Origin of the sequence: endosymbiont of Lamellibrachia barhami (genome assembly GCF_011947365.2) — a bacterium.
Lineage (GTDB): Bacteria > Pseudomonadota > Gammaproteobacteria > Chromatiales > Chromatiaceae > QGON01.
On sequence record NZ_JAAVSH020000001.1, the window covers coordinates 3,004,427 to 3,016,961 of the forward strand.

14 protein-coding genes are annotated in these 12,535 nt (G+C 54.3%); 8 read left to right on the forward strand and 6 right to left on the reverse strand.

Annotated elements, in window-relative coordinates; all coding sequences use genetic code 11:
• Window positions 1-281: 281 nt before the first annotated feature.
• From G9Q73_RS13695 to G9Q73_RS13715, 5 genes are all read right to left on the reverse strand, one after another.
• Window positions 282-737 carry a regulatory protein RecX gene (locus G9Q73_RS13695; protein WP_439654715.1) on the reverse strand — a complete coding sequence of 152 codons (456 nt, stop codon included), beginning with the start codon at window positions 735-737 and terminating at the stop codon, window positions 282-284.
• Window positions 734-1,765 carry a recombinase RecA gene (gene recA / locus G9Q73_RS13700; protein WP_177420270.1) on the reverse strand — a complete coding sequence of 344 codons (1,032 nt, stop codon included), beginning with the start codon at window positions 1,763-1,765 and terminating at the stop codon, window positions 734-736. Before recA ends, G9Q73_RS13695 begins: the two co-directional genes overlap by 4 nt.
• 158 nt (window positions 1,766-1,923) lie before the next feature.
• On the reverse strand, window positions 1,924-2,466 hold the full coding sequence (thpR, locus tag G9Q73_RS13705; protein ID WP_177420271.1) for an RNA 2',3'-cyclic phosphodiesterase: 543 nt from the start codon (window positions 2,464-2,466) through the stop codon (window positions 1,924-1,926).
• Window positions 2,459-2,965, reverse strand: coding sequence for a nicotinamide-nucleotide amidase (gene pncC, locus G9Q73_RS13710; protein WP_177420272.1), 507 nt, complete (start codon window positions 2,963-2,965; stop codon window positions 2,459-2,461). The genes thpR and pncC overlap by 8 nt, the downstream gene beginning before the upstream one ends.
• Window positions 2,966-3,056: 91 nt before the next feature.
• Complete coding sequence (locus tag G9Q73_RS13715) at window positions 3,057-3,227, reverse strand: hypothetical protein (RefSeq protein WP_177420273.1); 171 nt, start codon at window positions 3,225-3,227, stop codon at window positions 3,057-3,059.
• 262 nt (window positions 3,228-3,489) lie between these two features.
• Between G9Q73_RS13715 and G9Q73_RS13720 the strand changes: the two genes are divergently transcribed.
• The gene (locus tag G9Q73_RS13720) at window positions 3,490-3,771 is read left to right on the forward strand and encodes a cupin domain-containing protein (protein WP_177420274.1); all 282 of its coding nucleotides are present in this window, start codon (window positions 3,490-3,492) and stop codon (window positions 3,769-3,771) included.
• 653 nt (window positions 3,772-4,424) lie between these two features.
• On the opposite strand, the gene G9Q73_RS13725 is transcribed toward G9Q73_RS13720, so the two are convergent.
• Entirely contained in the window at window positions 4,425-5,288 is an 864-nt protein-coding gene (locus tag G9Q73_RS13725; RefSeq protein WP_177420275.1) for a DUF3553 domain-containing protein, read from the reverse strand.
• 347 nt (window positions 5,289-5,635) lie between these two features.
• Between G9Q73_RS13725 and G9Q73_RS13730 the strand changes: the two genes are divergently transcribed.
• From G9Q73_RS13730 to G9Q73_RS13760, 7 genes are all read left to right on the forward strand, one after another.
• Window positions 5,636-5,941, forward strand: a complete 306-nt coding sequence (locus G9Q73_RS13730; RefSeq protein ID WP_246345263.1) for an MBL fold metallo-hydrolase RNA specificity domain-containing protein — start codon at window positions 5,636-5,638, stop codon at window positions 5,939-5,941.
• Window positions 5,942-6,113: 172 nt separating this feature from the next.
• On the forward strand, window positions 6,114-8,783 hold the full coding sequence (locus tag G9Q73_RS13735) for a cation-transporting P-type ATPase (protein WP_246345704.1): 2,670 nt from the start codon (window positions 6,114-6,116) through the stop codon (window positions 8,781-8,783).
• Between the two features lie 79 nt (window positions 8,784-8,862).
• Entirely contained in the window at window positions 8,863-9,030 is a 168-nt protein-coding gene (locus G9Q73_RS13740; protein ID WP_177420276.1) for a hypothetical protein, read from the forward strand.
• A gap of 168 nt (window positions 9,031-9,198) precedes the next feature.
• Window positions 9,199-10,914: a cation:proton antiporter domain-containing protein gene (locus G9Q73_RS13745; RefSeq protein WP_177420277.1), complete on the forward strand. Its 1,716-nt coding sequence runs from the start codon at window positions 9,199-9,201 to the stop codon at window positions 10,912-10,914.
• 133 nt (window positions 10,915-11,047) lie between these two features.
• Window positions 11,048-11,251, forward strand: coding sequence for a hypothetical protein (locus G9Q73_RS13750; RefSeq protein WP_177420278.1), 204 nt, complete (start codon window positions 11,048-11,050; stop codon window positions 11,249-11,251).
• Between the two features lie 54 nt (window positions 11,252-11,305).
• A complete protein-coding gene (locus tag G9Q73_RS13755; RefSeq protein WP_177420279.1) occupies window positions 11,306-11,668 on the forward strand; it encodes a hypothetical protein in 363 nt (120 codons plus the stop codon).
• Between the two features lie 508 nt (window positions 11,669-12,176).
• Window positions 12,177-12,347 carry a carbon storage regulator gene (locus G9Q73_RS13760; RefSeq protein ID WP_177420280.1) on the forward strand — a complete coding sequence of 57 codons (171 nt, stop codon included), beginning with the start codon at window positions 12,177-12,179 and terminating at the stop codon, window positions 12,345-12,347.
• Window positions 12,348-12,535 lie beyond the last annotated feature (188 nt).

Below are 12,535 nucleotides of genomic sequence, written 5' to 3' on the forward strand. Positions count from 1 at the left end.
ACAACCAGCCAATTTAGCCCCGATCCATGTAGATTAGATCACCTAACCCAGGATAAACCACGCACACCATGGCGATTGCGCGCGCGGCGCACCCTATGAAAGCGCGATACCCTCAGATGATCCCGATGAAACTCATGCCTCAGAAATAGCACGGAATGTATTTATTATATTAATAAATATCATTAAGTTACAATGATAAGTTAATATATTGATTTAGTATAGGAATTGTTCAAACCCAGGAATTCCAGCTAACTGAGGCACCCAAAAAGTCCAAGCCAAGGTCAATCAAAATCAAACAGGAACTGTCGGATCAGCTCACCTGGAAAACCCCGGTATTCCAGAAAGCGCGCACGCCGAGACAGCTCCTTGCGGTCCTGAGCCGGCTCAGAACCATATTTGCGGTCGTGTACTCCTTTTAGCAGTTCCTGCCACTCACCGGAATAAACCTCCAAAAAGCCGGCAATCATGGCACCATCAATGCCCCGTTCCCTCAGTTCACGGCGAATGCGCACTGGCCCACTGCCACGGCCGACGCGCCACTCGATGTAGGACTCAGTAAATCGTGCATCACTCAGCAGTCCGGTCCGCTCTATGCCGTCGAGCACGACTTCGATAACGTCACCATCAAAGCCACGCCCACGCAGTTTATTGCACAATTGTCGGCGGGAGTGCTCTCGCGCAGCCAGCAGGCGGAGCGCTACCGCCTCAACTTCACCACTGTCCGAAAGGTCGTTCAGGCTTTGGCCTCAACCACTTTAATTTCCGTTTCCCGCTCTTGCGGCAGCAGCTCGTTGCGGATGCGTTCCTCAACATGATCGGCAATGTCCGGGTTGTCCTTCAGAAACTGCCGTACATTCTCCTTGCCCTGACCAATGCGGTCACCGTTATAGCTATACCAGGCTCCTGCCTTGTCAATAAGGTTCTGCTTAACCCCCAGATCGATGATCTCCCCTTCACGGGAGATACCCTCGCCATAGAGGATCTCGAAGTGTGCCAGCTTGAAGGGGGGGGCCACCTTATTCTTCACCACCTTGACCTTGGTTTCGTTGCCGACTATCTCGTCACCCTTCTTGATAGCGCCGATGCGGCGGATATCGAGACGTACCGAGGCGTAGAATTTGAGGGCATTGCCACCAGTGGTGGTCTCCGGGTTCCCAAACATGACACCGATCTTTATGCGAATCTGGTTGATGAAAATCACCAGGCAGTTGGTGCGCTTGATATTGGCAGTCAATTTTCGCAGGGCCTGGGACATCAAGCGTGCCTGCAGACCAACATGGGTATCACCCATCTCACCCTCAATCTCCGCCTTCGGGGTCAGGGCAGCCACCGAGTCTATCACCACCACGTCGACGGCGCCGGAGCGTACCAGCATGTCTGTGATCTCCAACGCCTGCTCGCCGGTATCGGGCTGGGAGACCAACAGCTCGTCAACATCTACACCCATTTTTCCCGCATAGTCCGGATCGAGGGCGTGCTCTGCATCAATAAAAGCGCAGGTTCCGCCCTGTTTCTGGGCCTCCGCCACTACTTGCAGGGCCAGCGTGGTCTTGCCGGAGGATTCCGGGCCGTAGATCTCGACTACACGTCCCTTTGGCAACCCGCCCACACCCAGTGCGATATCCAGATTGAGCGAACCTGTGGAGATCACACCAATATCACGGATAGCGCTGGCATCCCCCATACGCATGACAGAACCTTTGCCAAACTGTTTCTCGATCTGCCCCAGGGCCGCGCTGAGTGCTTTTGTGCGATTGTCGTCCATCCGGATTAACCTCTGTGGTGTTGTTCTGTAAGTACTGTACATTCATACAGTAGTTTTTGGAAGTAACAATTATCACACAGGTGCAGACTCAAATCATGAGTCCGCGGATCCAGCAACTTGAATCCCTCTCTGCGATCGAGGTGAGACGAACGCATTCATCAAGCGCTTGTCGAGTTTATCGCTCCCATCGGCCAGCGTCCGATGACCCGGTAACGGGATGGTGTATCGGGGCCATTACCGGATGCCGCCAGCACAAACTCCCGCGCCTCCCACTCGATGGTTGGCTCAAGCAGACCGGACTCGCCATGGCGCATCTTACGCAGCAAGGTGACATGAGGTTTGTAGGTTCGCTGTTCAGCTGCAAAACCACAGGCCTGTAATCCCTGTTTGAGATCAGCGACCAGATCATTCAAAACATCCGGAATCGTCTCCGGCCCACACCAGAGAATCCGTGGCCGGGACCAATAACCCACTCGATTCAGCGCCAGGGAGAAGCGCTCGACATCGACTGCATCCGCCACCGATTTCACACAAGGCAGCTGCTGCTCCGTCACTTTCCCCAAAAAGACCAGGGTCATGTGCAGGTCGTCAGGATGGTGCTGTCGTCCCCCCGCTTCACCAAACTGACGACCAGCCCGTACCAGCCGGTCCCGCACCTTTCGATCCGGCCAAAGCCCAAAAAAGAGTCGTTGATCAGCCATTCGCCGCAAGTACTTCGAGCAACTGTTCAAGTGCATAAAACACCGATTGGAGACGCACTGCTTCCCGATCCCCGAAAAAGTGTTCACGACTTACGACCGGCTCCTGCGGGCGCAGTTGCCAGGAGAAACAGACGGTGCCCACAGGCTTCTCCTCAGACCCGCCGCCCGGCCCCGCGATGCCACTAACGGCAAGCGCGACATCCGCACGGCTATGGGCGAGCGCCCCGTTCGTCATGGCGGCGACAACCTGTTCGCTCACCGCCCCCCACTGATCGATTGTAGAGGCATCAACACCCAGCATCTCCTGCTTGGCCATATTGCTGTAGGTAACAAAACCCCGGTCGAACCAGGCACTGCTGCCCGGAATATCGGTCAGCGCCTTGGCCACCCAGCCACCCGTGCAGGATTCTGCCAGAACCAGGGTTAAACCGTGCTGCTGCAGGCGCATGCCAACACCGCCGGCAAGTGAAACCAGTTTCAGATCGCTCTCAGAAGTCATTTTTTTCCTGCCAGTTCGACCGTCGCATCACAACAGCACAGATATCCTAACCTGCTTGGAGCAGATGCGTCGCACAGCGGGTTTCAACCCCCTACTGTTTTCTGACCGCCCAGATCAGCAGCGCACTGCCTGCGGCGAGAATCAGTACGATGATACCGGCTGCTTGCAGGGAGTGACCCTGGTTGACGAGTCCAGCGATGATCGCGTAGGCGAACATGAAGGTGGCGATAAAGAGGCCGAAGACGATGAATGCTTTCTGCATGGGTCGGGGCTGTGCTCTGGATGCGTGGGGTGGGAAGTATCCCGGTTGGCCGGACCACACTATAAAGTATCGGATCGGTTTAGCAACAGATCATCCGTCAAGCATCATTACCCTGATTGTAGACAGGCTACGGGATTGTTGCTCTGACCCCCGAACTTAATATTTGCCCGGACCGGGATAACTGGAGCCACCTGACGGCAACCCTCGATTCAGGTTAGACTTCCTTCCATCATAAATCACAAACAGACACCAACTAACGAATATGACACATCACACAATCCATTTTGAACACCGTCCCTCTGCGATGAAGTTGGAAATTACCGGTGTTTTTGACTGGCCAACTTGGGAAAAAGAGGTGTCCACATTCGAGTGGACCTATGACAAGAGCGAAACCTGCTATTTCCTGCGCGGCAAGGTCATAGTTACGCCGGAAGGCGGTGAACCCCAGGAGTTTGGACGCGGTGATCTGGTAACCTTTCCCGCCGGGATGAAGTGCACCTGGCAGATTCTCAAGGATGTGGAGAAACATTACAGTTTTGGGTGAGAAATAAAAGGTAATAGGTTAAGGGCGGCCGTGCTACCGGAAAGGCCGGGCTTCGTCGCCATGGCAGGGATCTAAAGAAATAGATTGACATCGTAATATGTCGGCACAGACTTTTTAGCCTTTAGCCTAACAAACAAGATCCCGCTCCCGTCTAAATTGAATTCCGGCGCCCAGATGACAACACCCACACCCTCCCCCAATCACACCCCGATGATGCAGCAGCAATTGCCCCTTGCTACGCAATGGCTAGAGAGCGGTATACCACACACCTACACTGCCACCTACACTAATAACCACCCTATACTTAGCCCTGTAATCACGATAATGGTAGTTCGAACCTGTCCCAGGGAGCCATACAGAATTTGGGCTTAGCGAGAAACCCCTAGGCCCTTTGTTTGAGAATAACATTCAGCAAAGAGAAACAGCGCCGACCTTCATTTTTTCACATATCTGGACTTCGTAAGCACTGGCAAAGCCCAGAAGCCCGCACCACCCAGGATTACCTATCACTCCGTAATAGGAATGTTAATCATTTAAGATGACAGAAGGTCCTCGATAAAGAGGCTAGGACAGAGTGTTTCTGCGCGCTCATAGCAAATTTCCCTGAAATGCAGAGAATTTTTATTAAATGCAATTATTTTCTTGTAAACGCTCTAGTAACTTTTTGGATCGATACACCACATGAAAGATTGAACATCGATCATATCCCTAGGCTCCAATTCCTTAATGGAATCAGAGAGTAGCTGTGAGAATTTCAGGAGGCAGCTGTAAGTTAACCAGTTGAGTTTGGGCTGATAATTTAGTTCAAAACGGATAATAGCCGCAGCATGCTGACTTATCATTGGTTTTAAGAACATGTGCTTATCTGGATGGCAGATGAATGGAAAATAACTGATGATAGTCCATTTTGCTGCTTCCATTTCTTGCAGGGTATTGGAGAAGTTGGTAAATCTCTCCTCCATCTCTTCATTTCCATAAAGAAGCTGGTAAAGGTCGTTTGCAAATCGCTCTTGTTGTTCTGCGGGTTTGAGGCCATCTTTCAGAGCCATTTTTTCATTAGGGAAAACAAGATTTGTCTTGTTGACTACGCGAAGAGATCGTTTACAGACCTGCTCATAATTTCCTGAGCTAAGCAAACCCTGGAAATCTTCCTTGTTGAGTAGTTCCTGCATCAGTTCATGGGCTTTGAGTTTATAGTCCCGCTCCTCTTTCAGATAATTTTCATCTTTGAACCCAAGGGGGAAAAGGCCTAGGAATCGCTCAACAGCAGCGGGTAATGAGAGGTGCTTGATACCTCCTGCTTTTGGAGTGATTGCCCGATTGTCCAGAAGCACATTCTTTGCCTCCTCACCCACAACTTTGATGGGTTGCACATATTCCAGGATGAGTGTCTTATCGCCTTCGTTTACGAAAAAGATACGGACTGCCTGACCATTACTATTCTCCAAAACTTCTCCCAGGCCCCAATCCGACTTGCTGGGGTGTTTTACCCGATCGCCTTTCTTATACTCCACCATTGATTCCTCCGTGGTTACTCTGCACTCCAATTCTACCCCAACTGGTGACTCATTATGTGAGCCTCTGTATCATGCACTTGGAAAGTCCATGGCAAATCTACGCTAACGCCTAACTCCCTGAATTCGCAATGAGTATACTGTCCCCTGAATTCGGCAGTCACTGCTGCCCAAGCTGCATTTTACGCGGTCGGCACAGGAGTCCATGCAGCTCAACCATATCCGTTCCGGCGCAGTCATTATCGTCGGCAGCGGTATGTGCAACGGCGGACGTATCAAAACCACCTCAAACACAATGTCTGGCGTAAGAACTGCCACTTCTGATCACCAGCTTCCAGGCACAGGATACGTTGGGGCGGGCTCTCGTCGCCCGGCATATCCGTCTCTGGGGCGAGACCATACGTGTGGCGGCGGTGCATACTGTCGGGAGTCTGTCTGCCCATGCGGATCAGGCCGGTCTCCTGAAGTGGTACTCAAGGATCAAGAATCGCCAGCCTGTTGTACTGGTGCATGGGGAGGAGCAGGCTGCCACTGGTCTGTCTAAGTGCCTGCAGGAGAGATTGGGAGCCCAGGTACGGGTGGCGCGGCCGGGAGAGGTTGTGAGTCTCTTGGGGGCCGGTGATTTTACTGTGAATAAGGGGAAATCAGATGAATGAGGATCTGGCCTGGCATTTTGATCTTGCTGTCGTCGAATGGCTGATTGTCCTTGTCATGCTTGCCGTTATGGGTCTTGTTGGCGCTGTCGTCACGCGCCGGACACTCAAGGCAGTTAAAGGTGTAGCCCGTCAACCCAGCAAATTGCCCGGTGATTCCAATCCCTGGCACGCGATGGATACTGTGCGGGTGTTTAGGGTTCTGGATGCAGACCCGGACGGTCTTGCTAAAGATGAAGTGAATCGCCGTCTCGGTGAATATGGACCGAACCGGCTGCCTGAGGCCAAGACACGCGGTCCGCTGGTACGTTTCTTTTATCAATTTCATAATCTATTGATCTATGTGTTGCTTGCTGCCAGTGGGGTCACCGCCCTGCTCGGGCATTGGGTGGATGCGGGTGTGATACTGGGTGTCGTCATCGTCAATGCGGTGATTGGTTTTGTACAGGAAGGCAAGGCGGAGAATGCCCTGAAGGCAATTCGCCAGATGTTATCACCGCGGGCAATGGTGCTGCGCGACGGGCAGCGCACCAGCATACCAGCCGATGAACTGGTGCCGGGAGATGTGGTGCTGATGCAGTCAGGCGACAAGGTTCCTGCGGATCTGCGTCTGTTCCGGATCAAGAGTCTGCAGATCCAGGAATCCGTGCTGACCGGCGAATCCGTCGCAGTGGAAAAGCACGTCGAGCCGGTGACAGACGATGCGGAGCTGGGAGATCGTCACAACATGGCGTACTCGGGCACACTCGTCACCTATGGACAGGGTAGTGGTGTTGTGGTTGCAACCGGCGCCGGTAGCGAGATCGGCCGGATCAGCACCATGCTGGCGCAGGTGGAGACGCTGACCACGCCGCTGCTGCGCCAGATGTCACATTTTGCCCGCTGGTTGACCGGAGTGATCATCGTGATTGCTGTGGTAACTCTCGCGTTTGGCATAGTGGTCCGGGATTACCCGGCTGCTGAGATGTTCCTTGCGGCGGTGGGTCTGGCGGTGGCCGCGATCCCGGAAGGCCTGCCCGCCATCATGACCATTACGCTGGCCATCGGCGTGCAGCGCATGGCACAGCGTCATGCCATCATCCGGCGCCTGCCGGCGGTCGAGACACTGGGTTCGGTGACGGTTATCTGTACCGACAAAACCGGCACCCTGACACGCAATGAGATGACGGTACAATCCGTTGCCACGGCCACCGGCCTGTTTGAGGTAACAGGCGTAGGCTACGACCCGCATGGAGGCTTCCTCTTCGGCGGCAAGGAGATCCTGCTGCAAGACTACCCCATCCTTGCCGAACTGACGCGCGCCTCCCTGTTGTGCAATGACGCTGCTTTACATGAGCGCCAGGGTGAATGGGTTCTGCAGGGCGACCCAACCGAAGGTGCGTTGCTGACTCTGGGTATCAAGGCCGGACTGGATGCGTCTTTTGAGCAGGATACGTGGCCGCGCACCGACGTAATTCCTTTCGAATCCCAACACCGCTTCATGGCCACGCTGCACCATGATCACAGCGGGCACGGTTTTGCCTACATCAAGGGTGCGCCGGAACGGCTGTTGGAGATGTGCGCCTTGCAGAGAACCCGTGGCGACGATACCCCGCTCGACCCCGGCTATTGGCAGCAGCAGATACATACCATGGCACGCAGGGGCCAGCGTGTACTTGCCATTGCCTATCAAGCCGTCGGGCATGATCACCGTGAACTGAAGTTTGCGGACCTGGAAACCGGTCTGAGCCTGCTGGGCGTTGTCGGCATGATCGACCCGCCGCGGGAAGACGCCACCCAAGCCGTGCGCCGCTGCCAGTCCGCCGGGATACAGGTGAAAATGATCACCGGTGATCATGCCGTGACGGCCGTCGCGATCGGCGCGCAAATGGGTATAGGTGACGGTGAAAAAGTACTGACCGGACAAGAAATAGAGTCCATGGATGAGGCCGCGTTACACGCCGTCGTCGATGAAGTGGACATCTTCGCACGCTCCAGTCCCGAACATAAACTGCGACTGGTCAAGGCAATGCAGGCCAATGGCCAGGTGGTCGCCATGACCGGCGACGGCGTGAACGATGCGCCTGCATTGAAGCGCGCCGATGTCGGCACGGCCATGGGCCAGAATGGCACCGAGGTCGCCAAGGAAGCCTCGGAGATGGTGTTGGCGGACGATAATTTCGCCTCGATCGCCCATGCTGTGGAAGAGGGGCGCACCGTCTATGACAACCTCAAAAAGGCTATCCTCTTCATTTTGCCCACCAACGGTGGCGAGGCGTTGACCATCATTGCCGCCATACTGCTCGGCCGCATGTTGCCGATCACCCCGGTGCAAATTCTCTGGGTCAACATGATTACCGCGGTTACCCTGGCGTTGACGCTGGCGTTCGAGCCGGCGGAACGGAATATCATGCAGCGCCCACCCCGCGACCCCCGTGAACCGCTGCTTACGGGCATGTTTATCTGGCGCATCATCTTTGTCTCACTCATCCTGGTAACAGGCACATTCGGTCTGTTTATCTGGGTGCGTGAACAGGGCGCCAGCATTGAACTGGCACGCACCGTCGCGGTGAATACGCTGGTCATGTTCGAGATCTTCTATCTGTTCAATTCCCGTTATATCAAGGCGAATGTGCTCAATCTCAATGGTTTGCTGGGAAACCGTTATGCACTGATTGCGGTCGGCATACTCCTTGTCTTCCAGCTCTGCTTTACCTACCTGGGCCCCATGCAGACCCTGTTCGGTACTGCGGCTATCGATGCCGCTATGTGGCTGCGCATCGTCCTGGTAGCATCTTCGGTGTTGTTTCTCGTTGAGCTGGAGAAGGCAATCATTCGGCGTTTGGACAGAAATAACAGCAGGTGACATAGGATAGGTTTTACAACATTTGCTTTTCGGACGGCACTGTTTGCCCTGCTTTGGTGGATTCTCACGGAAGGCGAATATGGTCAACCTGCTGCCGGGTACATTGAGTGCCGAGTTGAATGAAAAACACCTGCGCGTCCATGTTCTCTATCAGCCTGATGCTTTTGCCTCGGAGTTGACGCAGATCGAGGCGCGTGTGGCGATGCTGTTTGGGCTGAATCTGGTTCCTGATGGGAGTGAGGAGTGATATAGACGTTTCAATAACATACTTTTTGTCGCTGTGTGAGATCTTCACACCACGTTTCACTCCAAGCAGACATGAATCAGTTCTGGATCTACCCTGACGATGCGTCTTCTCCACTGTATTAGAGGGCCGGTATGATCTGAATAGGTTTTCCATTCAACCGAGGACAGCATGCACTTAGACAGTTTCATCGTATCCGCCTTGCTCCTGCTGGCCGTCACATCGGTGGCGGTCGCGCTTTTCCGCCACTTCGGCCTCGGCTCGGTGCTGGGGTTGCTCATCGCGGGCGTGGTGGTCGGCCCCCACTCCCCGGGCCCCTATGTGACGACCCATGTGGAGGACGTACGGCACTTCACTGAATTGGGGGTGGTGTTGCTGCTATTCGTGATCGGCCTTGAGATGAAACCAAGCCGTTTGTGGTCGTTGCGCAGGGACCTATTCGGTCTCGGTTCATTGCAGATCCTGCTGACCGGTCTCGCCATTACACTCTATGTGTCACTGGGCGTGGAATCCTGGAAAACGGCTCTGCTCATCGGCCTCACCCTGTCGCTCTCCTCCACCGCCTTCGTCATGCAACTGCTGCAAGAACGGGGGGAGTTCGCCAGCAGCCACGGCACCAGCACATTCGCGATCCTGTTGATGCAGGACCTCTCGGTGGTGCCGCTGCTTGCCCTGGTGCCGCTGCTATCCGACACCGCCGCCATCGCCGCCGGTATCCCGCTATGGGAACAGTTGCTCATCCTGGGCGGCATGTTCGTCGTCCTCGGGGTCTTCGGTCTTCGAGTGGTCCCTTTTGCCCTGGAGTGGCTGGCGCGCCACGACAACCGTGAGGCGTCTCTGCTGGTGGTATTGCTGGCGGTTTTCCTGGCAGCCTGGGCCATGCACCAGGCGGGACTCTCCATGGCGCTGGGCGCCTTCATCATGGGGATGCTGCTCTCCGGATCGCGCTACAACATGCAGATCCGTGCCCACATAGAGCCCTACAAAGGGCTGTTGATGAGCCTGTTTTTCGTCGCCGTGGGTATGTCCATCGACCTCGGGGTATTGTCCCAACGACCGCTCGAATTCCTTGGGCACACCGCTGTCCTGATCGGCATCAAGCTCATGGTGCTCCTTCCACTGGCGCTCGCCTTCGGATACTCCCGAGGCAATTCCGTGCGCATCACCTTCCTGCTTGCTCAGGCAGGCGAGTTCGGCTTCGTGCTGTTTGGTTCCGCCCTGGCGCTGAAGGTCATCGACGAGGGCACCTTCATCATGGCTGTGGGCGTGATTTCCCTGAGCATGCTGCTGACACCGCTGCTGGTGCGTATCGGCGACAGGCTGGCCTGCCGGCTTGAGGGCAAGTGCGATGGGGTCCAAGAGCTACCCACCGATATACGGGAAGTACCGGAGCGCCAAGTGTTGATCGGCGGTTACGGACGCATGGGGCACACCGTTGCCACGCTGCTACAGGCAAGCGGAATTCCCTTTGTCGCCTTTGACACCGACCCGGAACGGGTGGAGCAGGGTCGGGCCTATGGCCAAGCCGTGCTGTACGGAGACATCTCCGACCCCGAACTGCTCGCCGCCGCCCATGCGGAACGGGCCACCCTGGTCGTGCTCACCATCGACCACAGCGCCACCGCATTGCGCACGGTCTCCTACCTGCGAGACGCCTACCCCCAAGTGCCGGTCATCGTGCGCGCCCGCGACCTCGAAGCAAGCGCCCACCTTCTCCAGGCCGGAGCAACCCAGGCATTTCCGGAAACCATCGAAGCCAGCCTGCGCCTCGGTGCGGAAGCGCTCCAAATGGTCGGCGCACCGGTGGAAAACATCGAATTGCTGATGCAGGGCGTTAGAAGCAGGGGTTATGAACTGGTACGCGAACGGGCGGAGGACGGACGCTGAGTCGCCATAATCTTAACGATACATCCCTGAAGGTTTCAAGGAGATCAAGCAGGAGATCGGCAGCGCTCGTAGTCAGACACGTAACGCCCATGCCGTGAGCAATCACTTGAACTTCTGTATGATGACCGCTGCAGTGACCTGGATTTACGCTGATCGCATCAAAGCGGATCCGCAACGACGCCATGTGGTAAAGGGCCGAACCAGTTTTGCCTTCTCCGATGTGCGAAGACTGATTGCCAATGCCGCACTGTCAGAGGGTTTTCTTGGGCTTTGGCCCAGATTACGCAATCCCCGGCAAAATGCCTTCGTCTCGCTTCTGTTGCGTATGGTAGCTTGAGCGCCTGCTGATCAGGGGGGTAAGAATTTCAGTGAAACTTCAGTAAAAATATTGGTGGCTATCTTCCTGTCGGTTGGTTTTGTGCGAAACATCATTTTTGAGCTGCGCCAGCAATATCAAGCTAAGACAATCGAGGAAACATGTCTAGTTCCTGTTGCCAGGGACGGCAGTTTTTTCCATCCTGAGTTGCACCTGTCAAAAGGCTTCCAAATAGGAAAGCGTGGGCATGACCAGCGGTATGTATACACATTTGAAGAGGCCTTGGAGAAACTTCAGAATATGGATAAACCTCGCTGGCGCAGGCCAAGTGCGACCTCTGGTGTGTTTGGGACAGTCACCAGTGTCAGTTGGCGTGAGGTCAATCTGGCAGAGCTGGATTCAGTAGAGGGAAAGTCTGGTCAAGGAGCATCATCATGAATCAGCAAAAAATGATACGGCATGCGAAAATTCGGATTGCGACAACCCTTCAACCAGAATTCGACAACAATTTAACTTACTGATTTTTATGGATAGTTCAGCTCGCAAAGTCAGCAATAATAAGGACTTAGAGAAAACATCAAAATCCAATCACACCCCTATGATGCAGCAGTAATTACCCCTTAATGCACAAGGGGTATAGAGCGGCATGCCACACAACCTACACTGCTACCTACACTAATAATCACCCTATACTTAGTTCTGCAATCACGAAGATGGCAGTTCGAGCCTGTCCCGGGGAACCAAACGAAGACAAAGGGTTACAAGAAATCATAACCCCTTTTTTCTGCATGAAATTCGCCGCGTGGTCGATTTTTGCAGATTCGGCCCTCAAGCACCCACATGGAATTTCGCATAACTCCCCATGTATTAGGTATGATTCCAGCATGAATACATGGATGTTGAAAAACCACTCACCGATGACAAATCACAAACAAGGAGCAGGAGCATGTTGGTACTGACAAGAAGGATCGAAGAGGAGGTTATTTTGCAGGTCGGCGATATCGAGATCGTCGCCAGTCTGGAGGATCTTCACGGCAACCAAGCCAAGTTGGGATTTGATGCCCCACCTGAAGTGAAGATTTTACGGGCAGCGCTTTTGGAGAATGCTGATGAATAAAGGACTCGGCCCAAGCGATCGGAAAGGTTCAGTTCTTGTGTATTAGATTTAGTAGTTCGGATTTGACTTGGCAAACAGTGTCTGATCACAAATATCCGAGATCACCAATAGCGGATGCCCCCCAGACAGTCGACTGCTGGAAATAAAATGAATGCCGGACTCAGCATCGTCAAGGTACAATTATCAAA

Bases quoted from the DNA above. Each gene is read 5' to 3' on its own strand.
- recA (WP_177420270.1), bottom strand. From the start codon at position 1,765: ATGGACGACAATCGCACAAAAGCACTCAGCGCGGCCCTGGGGCAGATC.
- thpR (WP_177420271.1), bottom strand. From the start codon at position 2,466: ATGGCTGATCAACGACTCTTTTTTGGGCTTTGGCCGGATCGAAAGGTG.
- pncC (WP_177420272.1), bottom strand. From the start codon at position 2,965: ATGACTTCTGAGAGCGATCTGAAACTGGTTTCACTTGCCGGCGGTGTT.
- G9Q73_RS13715 (WP_177420273.1), bottom strand. From the start codon at position 3,227: ATGCAGAAAGCATTCATCGTCTTCGGCCTCTTTATCGCCACCTTCATG.
- G9Q73_RS13720 (WP_177420274.1), top strand. From the start codon at position 3,490: ATGACACATCACACAATCCATTTTGAACACCGTCCCTCTGCGATGAAG.
- G9Q73_RS13725 (WP_177420275.1), bottom strand. From the start codon at position 5,288: ATGGTGGAGTATAAGAAAGGCGATCGGGTAAAACACCCCAGCAAGTCG.
- G9Q73_RS13735 (WP_246345704.1), top strand. From the start codon at position 6,114: ATGGATACTGTGCGGGTGTTTAGGGTTCTGGATGCAGACCCGGACGGT.
- G9Q73_RS13740 (WP_177420276.1), top strand. From the start codon at position 8,863: ATGGTCAACCTGCTGCCGGGTACATTGAGTGCCGAGTTGAATGAAAAA.
- G9Q73_RS13745 (WP_177420277.1), top strand. From the start codon at position 9,199: ATGCACTTAGACAGTTTCATCGTATCCGCCTTGCTCCTGCTGGCCGTC.
- G9Q73_RS13760 (WP_177420280.1), top strand. From the start codon at position 12,177: ATGTTGGTACTGACAAGAAGGATCGAAGAGGAGGTTATTTTGCAGGTC.